Raw genomic sequence first — 20,820 nt, 5'->3', positions numbered from 1 at the left:
ATTTATCCATGTCACAAGCTTTTGTTGTTGAACTTGAAGAGCAACCTATTGAATTATGTAACTTATTAAAGCTACTCGACCTTGTTGAGTCTGGCGGCCAAGCAAAAATGCTAATTGCCGACGGCTATGTTGCCCTCAATGGTGAAATTTGCCTACTAAAACGCAAAAAAGTATACGCAGGTGACACGGTAGAATTCGACGGCCAACTGTTCCAAGTTGCCGAATTTTCTGGCGAAAGCGCTGAGAGTGACTACCAAGATAACGAGTCATTTGAAGATGATTATCAAGACGATGATGCAGCTGAATATCAGCCAGTACCAGAGGTGATTGAAGAGCCAAAAGTAGCAACACCTGCGAATAATCAGTCATCTGCAAAAGCTAAAAAAGCAGATAAAAAACCAGCCGCTAAAAGCGCAAAAGCCAAAGATAAAAAAACGGGTAGAAAACCGATATCGTTTGGTTAAAGGGTTGGGGTTAGCTAACTTTTAACTCTTGCCTCAACCACAGCGTTTTAAGCAACTTCAACTCTTCCATTTGAATAACTGACGCCATCCATGGCGTCCTCTTGTTCATTTTTGTTACACGACAAAAACGAACCAAAAAACGTGCCCCTAAATCAAACTAATCTTCAAAAGATATTTAAATATGAACATAAACGCCATGAAGCAACATCCCTGTTGTACATGGCTTGCTCGACCGCTTCGCTCCCTGTCTCGCATTATTCATTTAAATCCCTTTTTCAGGTTTGATTAAAAGGGGATCTAATCATCGCTTTTTATTATAGGCAGTAAGATATCTGAAAGGACGGCTGTCGCTCGGATCCGGCAAGAACAGCCCCAACTGTTCCCTATCGAAGCGGTATTTCATATTCATCAATAATGGATTTTACTAACTCACGTTGATTTTCTATATATTCCCTTGAAGATAGGTCAAAATCACAAAATTCCTGAAGCGCTTTTCCCTGTTGTTGTATAGAATAGTGCCATTCATTAAAAATATGGGCAGCAAACATTGATTGATACGACGACTTGTTATTCGCATAGTTAAAAAGTGATTCTTCTAAATTTAATAAATATTCTTTTTGTTCTTGTTTATTTGAAATACCCTCCGACGTGATTTTATGATGGAACTTTGGTGGGTAATGCGTAAAGCATTTCTCAGATTTAACCGCTATAAACTCATCTGTCAATCTATCAAGCGGGGTATCTTTCAATATCGCTTTATGCTGTAGAGCCACTTCTATATGCGTGGCTTCATGCACAACACCTTGAACTTTCTTTAAAACCGAACTAAGTAAGCTTTTTCCACATTCTAGGTATTGCAATGACTGAATAGGTTTGCTGCTTAAATCATCTAAACTATCCCCGATTGTATCGATATACAAAAAAACCTCGTCATCAGTCAGGAATGTGTTATGCGTCTGATGCACATTAAAGCCCGAGCTTCGCACTTCGGACTCCATGATATTAAAAACGTTTGTTAAAAGTGCTTTTGCGTCGTCAGCACACTTTAAGGAGTCTTTCGCAAAGACGGTTAAGGTAATGTTGTCAGCTTCAAGTGTAGCAAGGCTATTAAACTGTGATACATCAAGTTGCTCCATTCTTTTTTTTGGACGATTGAGATCCTTATCAGTTGAAAAGCTAACAAAAAACATATTTGTCTGCTGACCATCTTCAAGCTGAGCTATAATAGCTAAATTCGGGATTCGTTGTTCTTGGTATTGAATTTCAATATATTCATACATATTGGCAGGTGCAACACACCCGCCAATATTTAGAACAAATACTAATACAATTAACTTTGTAAGAGTTGAGTTCATTTCTAAAATTAATTTGGTACTAAGCTACAATCTGACTGTGGCTCGCCAGCTTCTCCACAATCTACATTGATATAAATGCCGGAGCTAGAAAGTAACTCATAGCCTTTATAAATTTTAACACTAGATGAACCTGAGCTCCCCCCTGTTACATCAGCAAACAAAACAAACTCAAACTTTGTCCAATCAGGTGATTGCACCATAAAATTTGCAACATTCTGTGGAGAAGCGATTTTATACCCAGATGCTGTCGGTTCTAATTCAACCGAGAAAGAACCGCTCAAAGAACCTTGATTATACAAAGACATTGTCGCGCTTCTGTTGTACCTCAAAATCGGTCCAGAGGATTCATTTATCAGCCTTAGTTTTTCTAACTCTGGTTTGAGCTCATTATTTGAACAGAACTCGCGAGTGCCACTGCATACCTCTAATTCAGCTTCCACTTTAGATTCATGCTTTTGGAAAACACCGCCGTTCGCAAGGTCTGGCGGATAAATAATTGTCGTTTGCTTAATTACACTCGCATTAAACTTTGATTGACATGCAGTTACTAAAATACATGCACTAAGAGCAGCTAATGTACTGATTACTTTTTTCATCTTAATTCCTTTTAGTTAAGTTCGAAAAATACACTACCATTGTTTTGTTTTGTTTTGTTTTGTTTTGTTTTCAGTAAATCAGTGTAAATGTTGACAAATTTACAATAAGTTATTGTATTTGAAAGCTAAGATAAAAGTTGTAGTGAACATCCTGAAAATTTAACTCTACAAATTAGATTATATTGAAAATCTGGGAATCAACGGGATCAGAGATGTTGAAATAACAAGAAGATTTCCTTTCTTTGAAATACATCGTTAGTTTCACGCACTCCCCCCTAAATCAAACCTGAAAATAATAAATTGAAGAGCAATTGCTAGCATGGATGCTGGCAAAAGTATGCTTGAGCCATGGATGGCGATTGCATACTGGTTGCGTTCATTTAAATTTATTCTTTGAGGGGTCAGTTTGATTTCGGGGCGCCGAGGGATTCCAAAGGGAGGCCGGCGTTAGCCTCCCTTTGGCTGCCGTCGCCAGCGCGACAAACCAAGTATCAATCAACTTAAATGCTTAGATTGTAAACAACCAATACGGCCAATGAATTTAAAGTTTCCACAAACTATTTCCTTAATTAACAATTCATCCTTGAAGCTTGGTTCCATCGGTCATCCATGACCTCACTTCCTCAAGCTGCGAAGCTTCGCTTCGGTCTTTCGTCACCCCTTAAATCAAACCCGAAAAGATTAAATTGAAGAGCAATTGCCAGCATGGATGCTGGCAAAAGTATGCTTGAGCCATGGATGGCGATTGCATACTGTTTGCGTTCATTTCGATTTATTCTTTGAGGATTCAGTTTGATTTCGGGGCGGCTTTTTCTTGGTTCGTTCTTTTTGGCCGTTTTAAAAAGAATGAACGAGTGCGCCATGGATGGCGTAAGATAAATGCAGGGAGGCAAAGCTAATTCCTAAAAGGCCGCTGTCGAAAGCAACGTCAAACCAACTATCAATTAACTCAAATGTTAAGATTAAAAAACCAGCCAAATAAAAACCAACTCACTTACTCAATGCCATTCCAAGCGGCTTAAAATACGCTAACAACGCGTCATAAATCCTTTGCCTATGCGTTAAGTCAGGAAATACCGGCATAACATCAGGGTTGGTTGTGCCCGCGACTAAATAGCTGTTTTCAATATCAGGGCAAGTCTCTACTGCCGCTTCAAAAGCGCGCGCCATCATTTCGGTGGGTAGTGAAAAGTAATTTCTTGATAAAGCTAAATCAGCTTTTACACTGCGTGCAACAAAGTCGTTTTTATCTTGGCCGTCGTCGCTTAATAGCATGGCGCTAAAAATATTAATGAGGCGATCATTTAACGGGTGAGCAATTTGTGTTTTGTTTTTCAGCCAGCAGTCGCTGGCGAATAGAATGCGGTTTGGCAAGATCTCCGAATCATTAATATTAAAGGCTTTGTCGGCGATGTAATGATCAAAGGCATGCCAAAACTCATGAGCAAGTGCCCCTGCTCCCGCGTTTTTAGCCAGTGCCAGCTCGCGATAATGAGGCGCATAATGTGCTTGCACGCCCTTTCGCCCGCCACTACCAAAGGCAAGGTTTAAGTTTCCACGCAGCCCCATAGCTTGCGGCGGTAATGCCAAGATGTAGGCTAAATCAGCCAGTGCATCGAATACTAAATTAGCGGCAAGATCTCTTTCTTCGCGTGTTACCCAGCTACCCACACGAATATTCCCCATGCCAAAGGTTTGTTTTATATCTAAAAACGACACTTGTTCGCCATGGCGATAGTCTGGCCCTTTGCGGGTTTTGTATTTAAAGCTGGTTAACTTCAAGTTAGCTCAATTAGGTTTAGTTGATGCTGTCATTATCCAATAAAAAAGGGTAACTCAGTTACCCTTTTTCACGTTTATGTATTGCGAGCTTATGCAAGTAGCGGCTCTAATACATCAAAAAAGCGCTCTAGCTCTTCGATTGTGTTGTAGTGCATACAACCAATGCGAATAACACCGCCATTGTCTAACACGTTAAGCTGTTGGCATAACCCTTTGGCGTAGAAGTTACCGTCCCACACACAAATATGCTCTTTGCCTAAGTGCTCAGATACTTGGCGTGGTGTTACACCCGCAACAGTAATTGCAAAGGTAGGTGTACGCTCGGCTAAACGCGACAGATCAGAAATACCGTATAAGGTTACTGATTTATACTTTGCGATGCGTTCAAGGAAATACTTAGAAAGCGCATCTTCATGCTGTTTAGCATTGGCAAAAGCCACCTCTAATCGCGTGCGCAATGGCTCGCTTTCATCGAGTTCGCTTAAGCTTGCAATATATTCAACGGCTTGAATAAAACCTGCCATTGCTTCAAAGCTTTGCGTACCCGTTTCCCAACGACCTGGAATTAAATCGGTCGCTGGCTCTACTTTATATGGCGTAAAACCTTCTAGGTGTTCACGTTTACCGTAAACCATGCCTAAGTGTGGGCCAAAGAATTTATACGCAGAACACGCTAAAAAGTCACAATCAAGTGCTTGTACATCCACCAGCATGTGCGGCGCATAATGCACAGCATCTACATACACTAGTGCACCTACTTGGTGTGCCATATCAACAATCGCTTTAATGTCGTTGATAGTACCTGTAGTGTTTGATGCGTAAGTAACGGCAACAAGTTTAGTGTTTTCATTGAGTAATGATTTTAACTGCACTAAATCAAGGCTACAGTCTGCAGTATCCACTTCTAATGCGTGAACTTTTACGCCTTTATCGTCTGCCGCTTGCTGCCAGCTAGATACGTTTGAGAAGTGATCTGCATTAGTTACGATAATTTCGTCGCCCGCTTGCCAATCACGGCTAATTGCACGGCTAAAGCTAAAGGTAAGGCTGGTCATATTCGGACCAAACACAATTTGCTCTTTGCTTGGTGCATTTAACAATGTTGCCGCACTTTCACGTGCTTTATTTACTAGGTCAACCGTTTGGTGGCTTGAGAAAAATGCGCCACCTAAGTTTGAATTATAACGACCTAAATAAGCTGACATGGCAGTTAAAACACTTTGCGGTACTTGTGAGCCACCTGGACCATCTAAAAATACCGGTGATTTACCTGCTACTTCCTGCATTAACGCTGGAAACTGCTTACGGATTTTAGTTAATTGCATTATCAGTTCCTACGCTGTTAATACAAAGCAGTCTAAATAGCCTACTTTATCGTTGTCGATTTTGTTCATTGGTGTTGCGTTGTGCCATACCTGACGGTCATTCACCATAGCAAACATGCCGTCTTTAATTTCCATTTTGAAACATGGCTCTGCATCGCGTGATTCGTAAACTAGTAGCTCACCACCTTCAATATTGCTGTGCGACACACCTGCAACACAAACATGGTCAAAACCATCTTGGTGCACGCCCTCTGGTGCTGGCGGCGTGTCTGCATCAATCGCTAACATGCGGAACTGGTGGATTTCAATATCGGTATCGCTAGCAATGCCTGACATTTCAATAAACTGCTCTACTAAATGCGTCATACCGTCAGTCGCTAACAGCGATTCTTCAAGGTTTTCGTAAGTACGCTCAATATTACCTTGGAATTGGTTAATTGAGTCATCTTGGACAAATGCTTTAGTAGGTTGCAGGCTTAATTTGCCATCAACAAATTTAATTACAGAGTAACGGCGTAAACGAAATGCACCGTCGGCATATGGATTTGCCGGTAAGTTATCAAAAGAAGGCTTAAGCTGCTCGATAAATGCTTGCTCGATAAAACGCAATTGCAGCAGATTCTGGTTGTTTACTTTCGTCATAACACGCTCGCAGATGATGAATTATAAATCGCGGAGATCTTAGACGCTTTTAATGGGTTTTTTGTGGTTTAAATTGTGGCAATAAAGATGGTTATAGATTAAAAAATGCAATTTTATGTTAAAAATTAAATATTACATTCAATTTAAATTTTAACCGTTAAATACAGTAATTAGCCGAAGCGTTAAATAGAGGGTTATTGCTGTTAAAACAACAAAAATTAGAGTAATAACTCTAATGAATATATTAACTAATTTATGCTTTAAACGTATAAACCAAGAAGCGTTAGCTGGCTGGTTTTGATCGCATAAACTAAAACACGCAATAAAGAAATATCCCAATAAACTCCAGCAAAACAGTAATAAGAAACCTGCCTGCAACGAATTTAAAAATGGCGTATTTAGCACCAGTGATGTTATCAGTAAAGCGAATGCAACAAAGGCAGCTAGCAACATAACACCTCGCCAAGCGTTAAGACGCTTGGCGAGGTTAATAAAACGAGATTGCAGCTTAGTTACACTCATCACTGAGCGACTTTTTCAAAGCTTCAGGTGTTTTTGTTTCTACACCGTGTTCATCGTTTTTAATTAAATTTTCGTGATTTTCCACACGCTGCTGCCATTTTTCTTTGGCCATTAATTGCATGTTTAAGGTTTGGTCACGCTCATCCACGATTTCCATACCCATTAGGCTTTCAATCATGTCTTCTAACGTCACAATTCCTTGTACATCACCATATTCATCAACAATCAAACAAATATGAATGCGTTTTTCTAACAGTGTTTGAAATAACGTATGCACATGCAATGTTTCTGGTACGGTATAAATCGGCTTAACTAATTTGGCAATTTTGTAGTCTTCACCAAGGCGGTGATATGCCAGCATGATGTCGTTTTTATGCACAAAGCCAATAATGTCATCAGAGTCTTGGTCAAACACCAGTACCCGTGAAAACGCTACGCTACCATGTTGTTTTAAATACTCATCTACAGTGAGATCTTTATGTACCCTAAACAGCACAGTACGCGGAGTTAATAAGGTATCCAGCTTTAAATGACGGAACTTTAAAAGACTGCGAATAAGCTCGCTTTCTTCTTGATGAAGTGCCCCTGCTTCGCTACCCATTTCTGCCATTGCTTCAATTTCAGCACGAATAAAGTGGCTTTCGCTTTGCTTGCTGCCAAGCATTTTCGTAATCATGTCTGAAAGCCAAATAAACGGCTTTAATATGCGCACCATCACCACCAATGATGACGATACGATTGGCGTTAATTGGCGCCAATAATTAGCACCTAATGTTTTAGGAATAATTTCTGAAAGTACTAGAACGAGTAACGTCATTACTGCTGATGCAATACCAATTGCCGCATCACCAAATACCGCTGCAGCTTGTGCACCTACACCTGCTGCACCTGCTGTGTGCGCTACAGTATTTAACGTTAAAATTGCCGCAAGTGGCTGATCTACTTTTTCTTTTAATGAGTTAATGCGCTCAGCTAACTTTGGTTTTTGCTTTTTTAAACTGGCGACATAGCTTGGGGTAATACTTAGTAATACCGCTTCCATAATTGAACATAAAAATGAAATGCCTATAGCTAACAGCATATAGGTAATTAACAAAGCCACAGTAACCTCTCGAATCATGGCGTAAATTTATCAAGCCTAGTTTACCCAATAAACTAAGCACTGCGTACAATAACCGTCGTAAAATTGTATGAATTTATAAACGGCAAAGCTAATTTGATTACGATCACCCGTGCAAAGTTCATTCACACTTGTTTTCGTTGTTCAACATAATTGGGCTGCAACTTACCGAGTTCAAGCATACAGAAGGAATTTTTTTAGTTATGATTCTGCAATCTATTTTGATAAGGACAGACAATGAAAAAGTCTCTTTTAGCAGCAATGCTCGGCGCTTATTTTATTTCTCCAATCGCCAATGCCGAAGCCATTGATACAAGTAAGATCAATTATTTAGGCCCAATCGCACCGCAAAATGCCCTTAAGCCATTTGAAACTAATCGCAAAAATGCCATTTTAAACAACCTAAAACAGAGTTTAGCGGCAGACCAAGCATCAGTAAGCCTGTTTGGTAATACAGTTAAATGGCAGAGCCTAAATAAATTAAACGCACTCACTGAACCGGGTTTACAAGCATTAAAATTCACCCTCAGCACCTCACGCTTTACACCTGCAACGCTTAAATTAGAGGGTGTTAAAGAAGCCAGTTTTTACCTAAATGGCGAGCTACTTTCTAAAATTGGTGATGCTTATAAGCTACCGCTAAGCACAGGCCAACACCAAGTAATCATTATTACTGAAAGCGTTGAAGACTGGGGCAAGGTTGCGCTTGATTTAACTAGCGACCTTGAAGGTGCCAACATTAACGTTTCTAGTGACGCGCCAAATACACTAAGCGCCAAACAATTATTTGATAGTAAAACGGTTAGGAACCTAAGTATTTCTCCAAACGCTCAACTCTTGATTTGGCAAACGCGCAGTTACAACGATAAAAACGGTAATAAAGCACTCAAAGAAACTTATATTAAGTCGGTTAAAAGCAATGAAATTGTTTTCGCATTACCTGAAAACGCAAGTAATTTTGCTTGGTCAAGCGACAATAAACATCTTGTATACACAAGTGGTAATACCCTCTTTAAGTTAAATCTTAAAACGTTAACCACCAGCGCATTAAGTGAAGAGTTATCGGGCATTAGCAATGTTGATTTTTATGATAACGACACGCTTATTTTTACTTGGGTTAAACGCCCTGAAAAATCGACGTCACTAACCAAGTATTACCAAGGCTTAGAAGATCGTTGGTCGTATGCACGCAATAAAACTAGCGTATATTTATACGATGTAAATTCAGGTTTAATGCGCCAAGTAAGCCCTGCTGAATTTAGCGTAAACCTAGAAGATTCTGATGCCAAGCGTGGCACACTGTTATTAAGCCGCTCTATTTCTGATTATGCTGCACCACCGCATATGCTAACTGAGCTGCTTGAGTACAAATTAGCAGACAACAGCCAATCAACTATTGGCAGTTACCGCACATTTAATAGCGCACAATACGCAAGTGATGGTTTATATATTACTGCGGGCCCTGAGTTTGGTGATAACGTTGGTAAAAACGTTGCCGCATCACAGCTTAGTAATAACTACGATTCACAACTGTATTCAGTAAGTTATGACGGCAAAAAAATCACAGCATTATCAAAATCATTCAAACCTAGCATTGGCCAGTTCACGGTTTTAAACAATGATGATGTGATTTTAAATGTAGGCGAAGAAGACAAGCGCCAACTGTATTTATTTGATGAAAGTAAAAAACGCTTTAATAAAGTAAAAACTAACCTAGATGTGATTGAACGTTTTAGTGTTTCTGATGATAAATCACCAACCTTAGTTTACGCTGGTACTGGCGCGCAACTACCACAACAAGTACAACTTAAGAGTAAACCAAGCAGTGATAAAACTCGCACCCTGTGGAATGCGAAAGAAGCCTACTATGCTAATACACAGTTGCCGAGCCTTGAAGAGTTTAACTTTGTAAATGACCAAGGTACTGAAATTAAAGGCCGCGTTTATTTACCAAGTAATTTAGATAAACAAAAGCAATACCCAGCGCTGGTGTATTACTATGGTGGTACGTCACCAGTAAATCGTGCATTTACAGGTCGTTACCCATTTAATTTATGGGCTGAAAATGGCTACGTGGTGTATGTATTACAACCAACCGGTGCAACAGGCTTTGGCCAAGATTTTTCGGCAAAGCACGTTAATGCATGGGGCGAATACACAGCTAATGACATTATCAAAGGCACTCAGGCATTCCTAGATAAGTACACCTTTGTTGATAAAAACAAAGTAGGTAACTTAGGTGCGTCGTATGGTGGCTTTATGACCATGTTATTAGCAACTAAAACAGATATGTTTAGCGCGTCTATTTCTCATGCGGGTATTTCAAATATTACCTCTTACTGGGGCCAAGGTTGGTGGGGTTATTTATATTCAGGTGAAGCCTCTAAAAACAGTTTCCCTTGGAATAACGCAAAGCTTTATTCAGAGCACAGCCCAGTATTTAACGCAGATAAAGTAAAAACACCGTTATTACTTATTCATGGTGATGCTGATACTAACGTACCAGTAGGTGAAAGCCACACTATGTACACAGCATTAAAGCTACTAGGCCAAGATGTTGAATTAGTTGAATATAAAGGTGCAGATCACCAAATTTTTGCACGCGATAAGCGCTTCCATTGGTGGAACACTATGCTGGCTTATTTTGATAAGCACTTGAAAGAGCAACCACAGTGGTGGCAGGACTTATACCCACAAAAATAACCATAAAACGCTAAGTAAAAATAACGGCTTTTTTTAAGCCGTTATTTTTTTTGTACACCTATACTTAACATACTTATCTTTCTATTTTTCATTCAGTGCAAAATTGGTGATAATATCGCTTCGGGCAGATAATCGAATAACGAACATTATGACAATACAAGTTCTTCTGGTTGAAGATGATTCCTTGCTAGTAAGGCGCATTCAATCACATTTTAGCAATAGTGAGTTTAGTTTTGTTGTTGACGAAACAGGCGCTAATGCGGTTGATATTGTGCGCACAAATCATGACATAAAGCTGGCGGTTGTCGATATTGTACTACCCCAAGTAGATGGCTTAGTGCTCGCAAAAGAAATTAACTTAATTTCAGATATTGGTGTTGTCGTGCTGTCGAGCCGAGATTCTCAGGCCGACCGAATTTTAGGGTTAGCTCAAGGTGCTGATGATTATATTTGTAAGCCAGTAGATTTATTAGAGCTAGAGCTGCGATTAAAAGCCTTAGCAAAACGCCTTAATCTGTTCCAAACCAATGATGAATACATTGAATACTCAGATATTAAAGTGCACCCAGAGCACCGTACTTTAATTGTAGCCAATGGCGAAGAAATTAGGCTAACCGAAGCTGAACATAAAGTGTTAATTTCATTAATTGGTAATGCCGGTAAACCCACTAGCCGTGAAAAACTTTCAGAAGAAATTGGCCAATCTGATTGGAGCCCTTCAGATAGAACCGTTGATGTATTAGTTGGCCGCTTGCGTAAAAAACTCGGTGACGAAAAAGAACAAAAACGCATTGTAACCGTGCGCGGCAAAGGTTACATGATTGCGCTAGGTTAATAATAAAAATTCACTTAACCAGCCTGAACTCGGGTTAACTAGCTAATAAACATAAAAAAGGCCGCATTTGCGGCCTTTTCTATTTAAATAATTTTACGTTTTTACCAAGTGCCCAGTTTGGAATTTTCATAGGCCGCTAATCGCGCTTTCGCAGCATCAACAAAATAGTCTTTGTCCCACGCTTCTTTTACGGCTTTCTCTTGCATATCTACGGCTTCGTCAAACTGACCTAATTTTGCATAGGCGGCTGCCATATATTCATATGCCCAAGGGTCGTCTTTTTCATCAACCACTAACTTTGTTAGTTCAATGGCATAGTTCAACTCGCCTTGGTTATGCGACTCACGTGCGTATATGCCAGCAAGCTCTCGCATCGCAATATAATCGCCTTGTTCAGCGGCATCGCCAAGCCATTCGCGCGCTTGGCTAAGTAACTCTTTGCTGGCATCTGCTTTTTGTAAAATACATTTAGCAGCCAGTGTTTGTGCTGGTGTATAGCCAAGATCTGCCGCGGTACCAAGAATATGTAAATTACAGCCCGCACCAAGCAACATTAAAGAAGCAAAGTCACCGCCTTGTGCTGCTTTTAAACGCCAGTAACTTGGCATCTCTTCGCGCGGTTTTGCAATAATCTGTTTTAATCTTACATTTTGGCGGTTGATGTAGTTTGAGTATGTATTATTTCGCGCTTCATTATTGTAGAAAAACTCTGCTAAAAATGGCCCATACTCTGATTGCTCATCACCACTGACTAGCACTTGCCAGTTTTGCATGGTTTTAACAGCGAGTTTGTCTAATTCTTTAGGTGCTTTATAGTCACCTGTTGCTTCATAACGAATGGTATTACCTTGCTTATCTAGCCATACAAGGTAATTGAAGTTATAAAAATCTTCGCTAAGCGCTGGGTTTTCAGTGAACTCATCTGCGTTACTTGCCAGTAAATTTGCTTCGCCATTTGAGCTTGTCACGGTATCTTTTGGCAAATACGCTACTTTCAGCATATCGTCTTCACTCATCAGCTCTAACATATCAGCAAGTTCAGCTTGGGATTTAGTGTTGCCACGTTTTGCCTGAGCTAATAATTTTTTATGTTTAGCCTCGAGTTGTTTAAGCGTTTCTTCTGGAATATCTGTACGCTTAAATACACCACCAAATTGTGCCTGACTAAACTTTCGTAAACTGCCGCCCACTTTTAGAATTTGATAACGTGAATTTTCTAATTTTTCTAATACGCTTTCTGCAAATTCATCGCTTGGATAACTTTGTAATAACTGCACATCACGCACAATACCGTTGCGGTCAATATCAAATAAATAGCGCGCCATGCCCGGAATACCTTTATTAAAAAGGCTGCTAGGATATTTTGCTTCTGGGTTTTCAGTACGCTTAGGAGTTGGGTTGTAGTCACGACCAAAAGGGAGTGCATAACGAATATTTTCACTGCCTGCTTTGCCATACAAACCTATTAGTTCATTGGCTTTCGCTTGTGCATTTTTCATTTGTGCAGGAGTTAATCGGCGCTCAACTGTTTTAAGTGCTTGTCTTGCTGTTAAAAAGCCATTTTCGATAGCAACAGCTAAGTAGGCGTAAGCTAGGATTGGGTCTTGCGCAACGCCTTGGCCACGAAGATATTGCACCCCTAAATTAAATTGGCTTTTGCCATGACCGAGGTGAGCTGTTTTCTGAAAAAGTTTAAAGGCTTGGGCATAATCTTGATTGAGATAAAGATCCATGGCGCGGTCGGCATTAGCCATCGCACTTACACTTTGACCCGCTAACAATATACCAGCTATTACACTCGCTAACTTTATCATTTCAACTCCTGTCAATTGCACCAAAGCTCATGTTAACAGCTGGTTAATAGTGGTGCAACTCAGGAAACGCCTAAGCTAGCGCATTTTTTATTATGTTTTTAAACTCGTGTTAAGGTATTAATTAATCGCTCAAATGCACGGTAGCTGATTGCCTCTTTAATGTGCATTAAATCAACAGTTTGCTTGCCCGCTAAATCGGCAATGGTACGTGCCACTTTTAATACGCGATGATATGAGCGCGGTGATAAATCGAGCTTTTCTGTTACTAATGCCATAAATGTCACACTTTCATTATCAAGTTTCACCACTTGCTCAAGTTCTCGATTTGACAGTAACGCATTAAGCTTACCCTGACGTTGATATTGTAATTTTTGTGCATTCACGACTCTATCGCGTATTTGCTCTGAGCTTTCGCCTAATTGATTCGATTGCAGCTCATGGGTTTTCAATTTTGGTAACTCAACTTGCAAATCAATTCTATCTAAAAAGGGCCCAGAGACACGGCTTAAGTATTTTAAAATTTGCTCTGGTGATGCACGATTATCTCTATGACACCCAGTTGGGCTTGGATTAAGTGCACAAATTAACTGAAAGTTGGCAGGGAACTCTGATTGCCGTGCAGCTCGTGATATTGTTACTTTACGGGTTTCTAATGGCTCGCGAAGACTATCAAGTACTTTTCGTTCAAACTCGGTAAGTTCATCCAGAAATAACACCCCATTATGCGCGAGACTAATTTCACCTGGTTTAGGGTTTGAAGAACCGCCAACTAAAGCAACCGCTGAGCAGGTATGATGCGGCGAGCGAAATGGTCGTATTTGCCATTGCTGCTGATCTACCGACTTGCCAATAATTGAGTAAAGTGTTGCTGTTTCTAGTGCTTCAGATTCAGTTAATGGCGGCATTATAGTCGCCATTCTTGCCGCTAACATGGACTTGCCTGTACCGGGTGGACCAAGAAACATTACATTGTGCTTTCCTGCCGCGGCAATTTCGAGCGCGCGCTTGGCTTGCCCCTGCCCTTTTACTTCAGCCATATCAATTAAGTAATGTGGCATGGCTTTATTTGCTTGAGGTTCAGCTACCAAGAAGTTAAGTGCTTGTTGCCCCGTCAAATCTTGGCAGAGCTCATTTAAACTTGTTGCTAATTTAATCTGACAATGTGATACAAGCCTAGCTTCGTTGGCATTATGGGCTGAAATATAAATTTGTTTATCGCTATTAATATTCGCTATCAGCGATGCCAGCAGACCATGAATTGGCCTGATCTCGCCACTTAAAGACAGCTCACCATAAAACTCGTGTTTGCTTAAATTCAACTGACCCAATTGATTTGATGCGACCAAAATGCCAATCGCAATAGCTAAATCAAAGCGCCCCCCTTCTTTGGGTAAATCAGCGGGGGCTAGGTTTACAGTTATGCGCTCTTGCGGAAATTTAAATTGGCTATTAATTATAGCGCTACGCACACGGTCTTTAGCTTCTTTTACAGAAGTTTCGGGTAATCCGACGATGGTAAACTTGGGTAAGCCAGAGGTGATATGAATTTCAATCGTTACTAAAGGCGCATCCATAGCCACTTGCGCGCGGGAATAAACACAGGCAAAAGACATTCCGTTGTCCTTACAATATAAGCTCTTACCTTTAGTGTAGCTGAATTTAAGCGCCCAGCTACTTATCTATTTTACTGTATTTAAATACGTGTAGGCTCCATCCCCACTTTATCGCCCCAGCACGTAAGCCCAGTGTACCCAGCATACCTAAAATCATTGCGAAATTTGTTGATAGTCCTAAATTAAGGCTTTGCGTATATAAAATACCACCAAAAATACAGGTTGTGGCATAGAGCTCACTCTTTAATACCATCGGGGTAGTACGCGCGAGCACATCGCGGATCATGCCACCAAAGCAACCTGTAATAGTGCCCATTACAATGGCGGTTAAATCAGGCATGCCAAGGCTTAAGGCTTTTTGCACACCCATTACAACAAAAAATGCAAGGCCGAGCGCATCGGCAATTTCGAGTAATATTTGGGGAAAGCCACGTTGTTTATTTAGCCAAATAATGGTGATGATACTCGCAAAGAAAATCGAAATTAAATAAGTGGGATCTTTTAACCAAAAAACCGGTACATCTAAAATTACATCTCGTGTGGTACCACCGCCAATTGCGGTAACTGACGCGAGTACAATGACACCAAAGCCATCTAATTTCTTTTTATAAGCGACCAGCGCACCTGATATCGCAAATACTGCAACACCAACTAAATCAATCCAGTGGAACAATGAATCCATTTTTACCCTTATTGCTTGGTTAGCGCTTGAAGCACTTCAACTGCTTTTGAAGCGTCTTTCTTAGCAACCAAAATATGATCATGGTAAAACCCTGCAACCACATTAGCGCTAATATCATATTTTGCCAAGGCTGTTGAAAAAGCAGCAGTTAAACCAACAGCATCAAGACTTGAGTGGATCTGTAAAGTGATTAATGAAAACTCTGAACTGTATGTCAGTTGCCATTCGACTGCCTGAGCTTTAGTTAAAATCAGCGTTATACCTTCAGGCTCATTAATACGCGAAAACACCTTGCTCATATCCAAAGAATCAACTGTTTCTGAACAGACAAACACATAGCTTTCAGGGTGCAACATGGGCTGCATATGTTTTATTAACTGTTGTAGATTCGTTTCACCACTCATTTTTCTTCCTTATAAAATAAAAAAGGCTGTTAACACAGCCTTTTAGAATTCTAATTTGATATGGACATTATTGCCAAGCTCTTTGGCTCGCAAGTTGTTGTTCAAAGGCATCAATTTTATCGTTTAGCGTTTCAGTTACGCCGATAAAATCAAGTCCTGATAATAAACGTTGTTTGATATCAGGACGGATATCAAAACCAATATCATCAAACTGCTCACTTTTAATTACTTGGTTTTCCAAATTTATCACAACATTTACTTGCTCAATTTGCTCAGTTACCGCAAATAACTTATCCAGAGTCGTACTCGGTAACGCAATTGCAAGCATTTGATTGTTCATACAGTTATTAAAGAAAATATCAGCAAAACTCTCGGCTAAAATCACCGTAAAACCATATTGTTTTAATGCCCAAGGCGCATGTTCACGCGATGAGCCACAACCAAAATTATCGCGAGTAAGCAATACACTGGCACCTTGGTAACGTGCTTCATTTAAAATGAAGTCTGGATTTGCGTCACCATTTTCCAAATAGCGCCAATCGTAAAATAACGCTTTATCAAAACCATCACGGCTGGTTGATGTTAAAAACTGCTTAGGAATAATTTGGTCTGTGTCGACATTGTTTTTATCAAGTGGCGCCATTAAACCGCTGTGAAAAATAGCCATTAGATACCTCCTCGAATATCAACAAATCGACCATGAATTGCCGCCGCAGCAGCCATTGCAGGACTGACTAAATGAGTACGCCCACCACGACCTTGGCGACCTTCAAAATTACGATTTGAAGTAGACGCACAACGTTTACCCGCGCCTAGGCGGTCGTCATTCATTGCTAGGCACATTGAACAACCTGGTTCACGCCATTCAAAACCAGCTTGCTTGAATATGTCAGCGAGCCCTTCTTCTTCCGCTTGTTTTTTAACAAGACCAGAACCCGGTACCACCAACGCTTCAACACCGTCAGCCACTTTTTTACCTTTCACTAAAGAGGCGGCAGCGCGTAAATCTTCAATGCGACTATTGGTACAGCTGCCAATAAATACAGTGTCTACCGCTACATCTGCGATTTTTTGTCCCGGCTGTAAATCCATATAAGCCAGTGCGCGACGAATCGCGTCTGCTTTAATTAGATCACTTTGTGTGTCGGGATCTGGGATTACCTGATCAATACCAATTACCTGCTCAGGACTAGTACCCCAAGTTACTTGTGGCTGAATATCCGCAGCATTTAACACGACTGTGTGGTCAAACACTGCATCTTCATCACTCTTTAAGGTTTGCCAATACGCTACCGCTTGCTGCCAATCTTTACCTTTTGGTGCAAATGGGCGCCCTTCAAGATAGTCATAAGTTGCTTGGTCCGGTGCAATTAAGCCTGCTTTAGCACCCATTTCAATGCTCATATTACAAAGTGTCATACGCGCTTCCATTGAAAGCGCACTGATTGCTTCGCCGCAAAACTCTGCAACATAACCTGTACCACCCGCGGTACCTAACTTACCAATGACAGCTAAAATAATGTCTTTTGCGGTCACACCAAGGTTGATTTTGCCATCAATTTGGATTTTTAAGCTCTTTGCTTTTTTCTGCTGTAATGTTTGTGTTGCTAATACATGCTCTACTTCAGAGGTACCAATACCATGAGCCAACGCACCAAAAGCACCATGAGTAGATGTATGGCTATCACCACACACAATAGTTGTGCCTGGTAATGTAATGCCTTGTTCAGGTCCCATTACATGCACGATACCTTGGTTAATTGAATTTAAATCGTAAAGTACTATGCCAAACTCTTCACAGTTTTCTTTTAGAGCAACTAACTGATTTTTAGACACTTCACTTGCTGCATCCAAAGAGCGGCTCTTAGTTGAAACATTGTGATCCATGGTCGCAAATGTTTTTTCAGGACAACGTACTTTGCGGTTTGCTTCGCGTAAACCAGCAAAAGCCTGTGGTGATGTCACTTCGTGTACTAAGTGTCTATCGATGTAAAGCAAATCACTTTCATCGTTAATTGCAGTCACTTTATGTGCCTGCCAAATTTTGTCGTATAAGGTCTGAGCCACGTCATTCCCCTTGCTAATTTCGGTGACGGTGGCCTGAATTTCAGGCCATATAAAAATTAAATGCGTGCAATGATTTCTTTTGCAACATCAAGTGTGGTGTAGCCTGCCGTTGGGTAGATATCTGGTGTACCAACACCTGCAGCTACAGCTTCTGCAACCGCTTTTTCAATAGTGCGCGCTGCTTCATCTTGTTTTAATGAATAACGTAGCATTAATGCTGCACTTAAAATTTGTGCGATTGGATTTGCAATACCTTTGCCTGCAATATCAGGTGCTGAACCACCAGCGGGTTCATACAAGCCAAAACCCGTTTGGTTTAAGCTTGCTGAAGGTAATAAGCCCATGGAGCCTGTGATCATTGCACATTCATCAGAAAGAATGTCACCAAACAAGTTGTCGCATAAAAGCACATCAAACTGGCTTGGCTCTTTTACTAGCTGCATTGTTGCGTTATCAATGTAGATATAATCAAGTGCTACATCTGGGTAATCTTTACTTACTTCTGTAACAACTTCTCGCCATAACACGCTTGATGCAAGTACGTTTGCTTTATCAACAGACGTTACTTTATTAGCGCGCAATTTTGCTGCTTCAAAAGCAAAGCGGGCGATACGTTCGATTTCTTTACGCGAATAGGTTTGCGTGTCGAATGCATATTCTTCAGCACCTTCACCACTTCGGCCTTTTTCACCGAAATAGATACCACCTGTCAGCTCGCGAACACATAAAATATCAAAGCCTTTTGAACTGATATCTGCACGTAACGGTGATGCCGCACTTAATGCTGGTAATAGCTGTGCTGGGCGTAAGTTACAAAATAGGCCAAAGTGTTTACGTAACGGTAATAATGATGCGCGCTCAGGTTGCTCTGCTGGCGGCAATCCTTCCCATTTTGGTCCACCAACTGAACCAAATAGAATTGCATCCGCTTGTTCACACGCAGCCAAGGTTGTATCTGGCAGTGCTTTACCAAATTGGTCGATTGCCGCACCACCAATTGCATGGTGATTTAAGCTTAATGAAAAATTAAATTTATCACTTACGGCGTTTAGCACGTCGATAGCGGCGGTCATTACTTCCGGTCCAATACCGTCACCCGCTAACACTGCGATGTCGTAATTTGCTTGGCTGCTCATACTGCTTTCCTTTGTAGTTTTAAATCGGATACTTGCTGTGCCCGATAAATTAAATTGTGAACTCGAATTAAAGCGCGCACCGACGCTTCCACGATATCTGCTGCTAAGCCTGCACCGTGGTATTGGCGTCCATCAAACTTAGCGATAATGTCTACTTGGCCAAGGGATGCTTCACCTTGTCCTGTTGCGTCTAAATTATATTCAATAATTTCAATATCCATATTAGTCATACGTTTAATTGCTTTGAATGACGCTTCAACAGGGCCGTTACCCGTTGCGGCTTCAGTAACTTCTTTGCCACCAATTGTCATGCCTACACTACTGCTCGCCACTGACTGAGAATTTGACGTTGAATGGACAAATGACAACTGGTAAAAATCACTCTCACTTGATTGATTATTGAAGTAAATCATCGCCTCTAGGTCATAGTCGTAGACCGTGCCTTTTTGGTCAGCCAAAGCTAAAAAGCTCTGATATAGCGAATCCATGTCATAATCATCAGGCTGATAACCTAATTCACTTAAACGGTGCTGAATAACATGACGACCTGAACGCGAGGTCATATTTAGCTGATTATTTGGCACTCCAACGGTTTCTGGTGCCATAATTTCGTAAGTGTTTTGCGCTTTAAGCACACCATCTTGGTGAATACCTGAGCTATGTGCGAAAGCATTTTCACCGACAATCGCTTTATTCGGTTGCACAGGCATATTACAGATTTGGCTGACTTGACGTGAAGCACGGTAAATTTCTTCGCTTACGATATCAGTGCGTAATTTAAGGTGATCTTCACGCATCTTTAAGATCATCGACACTTCTTCAAGTGAACAGTTACCAGCACGTTCACCAATCCCGTTGACAGTACACTCGATCTGACGTGCCCCTGCTTGTACCGCAGCAATCGAATTAGCTACCGCTAAACCTAAATCGTTATGGCAATGAACACTTAAACGCGCTTTATCAATATTTGGGACGTTGTTCATTAAATGCGTGATCATCGCAGCATACTCGTCAGGGGTAACATAACCAACGGTATCAGGTAAGTTGATTGTCGATGCGCCCGCATTTATTGCTGCTTCTACAATGCGGCATAAATCACTATGCGGTGTACGCCCCGCGTCTTCGCATGAAAATTCTACGTCATCAGTGTAATTGCGCGCTTGTTTGATTGAACGCACTGCCATCGCAGTTGCATCATCTAAGCTCATACGTAATTTATGTTCTAAATGTAAAGGGCTGGTTGCAATAAAGGTATGAATACGGCGATTTTCAGCAGGTCTTAAAGCAAGTCCACAGGCTTCAATATCCTTTTCTACCGCACGTGCTAAGCCACAAATTGCAGGGCCTCTTACTTCACGTGCTATACGCTCTACTGCTCTAAAGTCGGCAGGGCTTGAAACAGGAAATCCGACTTCCATAACATCAACATTCAGACGACTAATAGCATGCGCTAGCTGAATCTTATCATCTTCAGTAAGACTTGCTTTTAATGCTTGTTCGCCATCTCGTAACGTTGTATCAAATATCCAAATTTTATCGCTCATACCTGCACCTTTGCCCTAACATAAAAAAACCCCGCATTTAGCGGGGTTTTTGCAAACTTTTCAGTCAAACACACTAAGCCCCGCTTCTGCCGCTAAGCAGTAAGAGGTTGTTTAGAAGTAGGCTAATCGTGTTGTAAGACATATTTATATGGTTTCCATCATTGACTGAAGCAATTTAACCATTAGAAGCAACGCAAAACAAGCATAAAAAAACCA

The 20,820-nt window shown here is 40.8% G+C and carries 17 protein-coding genes; 3 read left to right on the top strand and 14 right to left on the bottom strand.

Going from position 1 to position 20,820, the window contains the following annotated elements:
- Positions 1–8: 8 nt before the first annotated feature.
- Entirely contained in the window at positions 9–464 is a 456-nt protein-coding gene (locus tag AAEU29_RS19205; RefSeq protein WP_421974819.1) for an RNA-binding S4 domain-containing protein, read from the top strand.
- Between the two features lie 383 nt (positions 465–847).
- Here AAEU29_RS19205 and AAEU29_RS19200 read toward each other — a convergent pair whose 3' ends face one another.
- From AAEU29_RS19200 to AAEU29_RS19175, 6 genes are all read right to left on the bottom strand, one after another.
- Positions 848–1,819, bottom strand: a complete 972-nt coding sequence (locus AAEU29_RS19200) for a hypothetical protein (RefSeq protein ID WP_421974818.1) — start codon at positions 1,817–1,819, stop codon at positions 848–850.
- Positions 1,820–1,827: 8 nt separating this feature from the next.
- A complete protein-coding gene (locus AAEU29_RS19195) occupies positions 1,828–2,415 on the bottom strand; it encodes a hypothetical protein (protein WP_421974817.1) in 588 nt (195 codons plus the stop codon).
- 990 nt (positions 2,416–3,405) lie between these two features.
- Positions 3,406–4,197 (bottom strand): CLCA_X family protein, encoded by a 792-nt coding sequence (locus AAEU29_RS19190; RefSeq protein WP_421974816.1) that lies wholly within the window; start codon positions 4,195–4,197, stop codon positions 3,406–3,408.
- An 89-nt stretch (positions 4,198–4,286) separates the two neighbouring features.
- Positions 4,287–5,522, bottom strand: a complete 1,236-nt coding sequence (locus AAEU29_RS19185) for a cysteine desulfurase-like protein (RefSeq protein WP_421974815.1) — start codon at positions 5,520–5,522, stop codon at positions 4,287–4,289.
- Between the two features lie 9 nt (positions 5,523–5,531).
- Positions 5,532–6,164, bottom strand: coding sequence for a 2OG-Fe dioxygenase family protein (locus tag AAEU29_RS19180; RefSeq protein ID WP_421974814.1), 633 nt, complete (start codon positions 6,162–6,164; stop codon positions 5,532–5,534).
- A 508-nt stretch (positions 6,165–6,672) separates the two neighbouring features.
- The gene (locus tag AAEU29_RS19175; protein WP_421974813.1) at positions 6,673–7,788 is read right to left on the bottom strand and encodes a CNNM domain-containing protein; all 1,116 of its coding nucleotides are present in this window, start codon (positions 7,786–7,788) and stop codon (positions 6,673–6,675) included.
- 255 nt (positions 7,789–8,043) lie between these two features.
- Between AAEU29_RS19175 and AAEU29_RS19170 the strand changes: the two genes are divergently transcribed.
- Positions 8,044–10,509, top strand: a complete 2,466-nt coding sequence (locus AAEU29_RS19170; protein WP_421974812.1) for an alpha/beta hydrolase family protein — start codon at positions 8,044–8,046, stop codon at positions 10,507–10,509.
- Positions 10,510–10,657: 148 nt separating this feature from the next.
- Complete coding sequence (locus AAEU29_RS19165) at positions 10,658–11,344, top strand: response regulator transcription factor (RefSeq protein WP_421974811.1); 687 nt, start codon at positions 10,658–10,660, stop codon at positions 11,342–11,344.
- A gap of 101 nt (positions 11,345–11,445) precedes the next feature.
- Here the strand turns inward: AAEU29_RS19165 and AAEU29_RS19160 are convergent, their stop codons facing one another.
- From AAEU29_RS19160 to leuA, 8 genes are all read right to left on the bottom strand, one after another.
- Positions 11,446–13,158, bottom strand: a complete 1,713-nt coding sequence (locus tag AAEU29_RS19160) for an energy transducer TonB (RefSeq protein ID WP_421974810.1) — start codon at positions 13,156–13,158, stop codon at positions 11,446–11,448.
- A 98-nt stretch (positions 13,159–13,256) separates the two neighbouring features.
- Entirely contained in the window at positions 13,257–14,771 is a 1,515-nt protein-coding gene (locus tag AAEU29_RS19155) for a YifB family Mg chelatase-like AAA ATPase (protein ID WP_421974809.1), read from the bottom strand.
- Positions 14,772–14,829: 58 nt separating this feature from the next.
- On the bottom strand, positions 14,830–15,453 hold the full coding sequence (locus AAEU29_RS19150; RefSeq protein WP_421974808.1) for a trimeric intracellular cation channel family protein: 624 nt from the start codon (positions 15,451–15,453) through the stop codon (positions 14,830–14,832).
- A gap of 8 nt (positions 15,454–15,461) precedes the next feature.
- Positions 15,462–15,857, bottom strand: coding sequence for an ACT domain-containing protein (locus AAEU29_RS19145; protein ID WP_421974807.1), 396 nt, complete (start codon positions 15,855–15,857; stop codon positions 15,462–15,464).
- A 67-nt stretch (positions 15,858–15,924) separates the two neighbouring features.
- The gene (gene leuD, locus AAEU29_RS19140; RefSeq protein ID WP_421974806.1) at positions 15,925–16,524 is read right to left on the bottom strand and encodes a 3-isopropylmalate dehydratase small subunit; all 600 of its coding nucleotides are present in this window, start codon (positions 16,522–16,524) and stop codon (positions 15,925–15,927) included.
- The gene (gene leuC, locus AAEU29_RS19135) at positions 16,524–17,924 is read right to left on the bottom strand and encodes a 3-isopropylmalate dehydratase large subunit (protein ID WP_421974805.1); all 1,401 of its coding nucleotides are present in this window, start codon (positions 17,922–17,924) and stop codon (positions 16,524–16,526) included. The genes leuD and leuC overlap by 1 nt, the downstream gene beginning before the upstream one ends.
- Positions 17,925–17,980: 56 nt before the next feature.
- Entirely contained in the window at positions 17,981–19,060 is a 1,080-nt protein-coding gene (gene leuB / locus AAEU29_RS19130; RefSeq protein WP_372768923.1) for a 3-isopropylmalate dehydrogenase, read from the bottom strand.
- Positions 19,057–20,604, bottom strand: coding sequence for a 2-isopropylmalate synthase (leuA, locus tag AAEU29_RS19125; RefSeq protein WP_421974804.1), 1,548 nt, complete (start codon positions 20,602–20,604; stop codon positions 19,057–19,059). The genes leuB and leuA overlap by 4 nt, the downstream gene beginning before the upstream one ends.
- Between the last annotated feature and the right edge of the window lie 216 nt (positions 20,605–20,820).

Source organism: Pseudoalteromonas aquimarina, from assembly GCF_049257255.1.
Taxonomy (GTDB): domain Bacteria; phylum Pseudomonadota; class Gammaproteobacteria; order Enterobacterales; family Alteromonadaceae; genus Pseudoalteromonas.
Note: the sequence above shows the minus strand (reverse complement) of the source record. Positions and strands in the feature narration are given on the sequence as shown.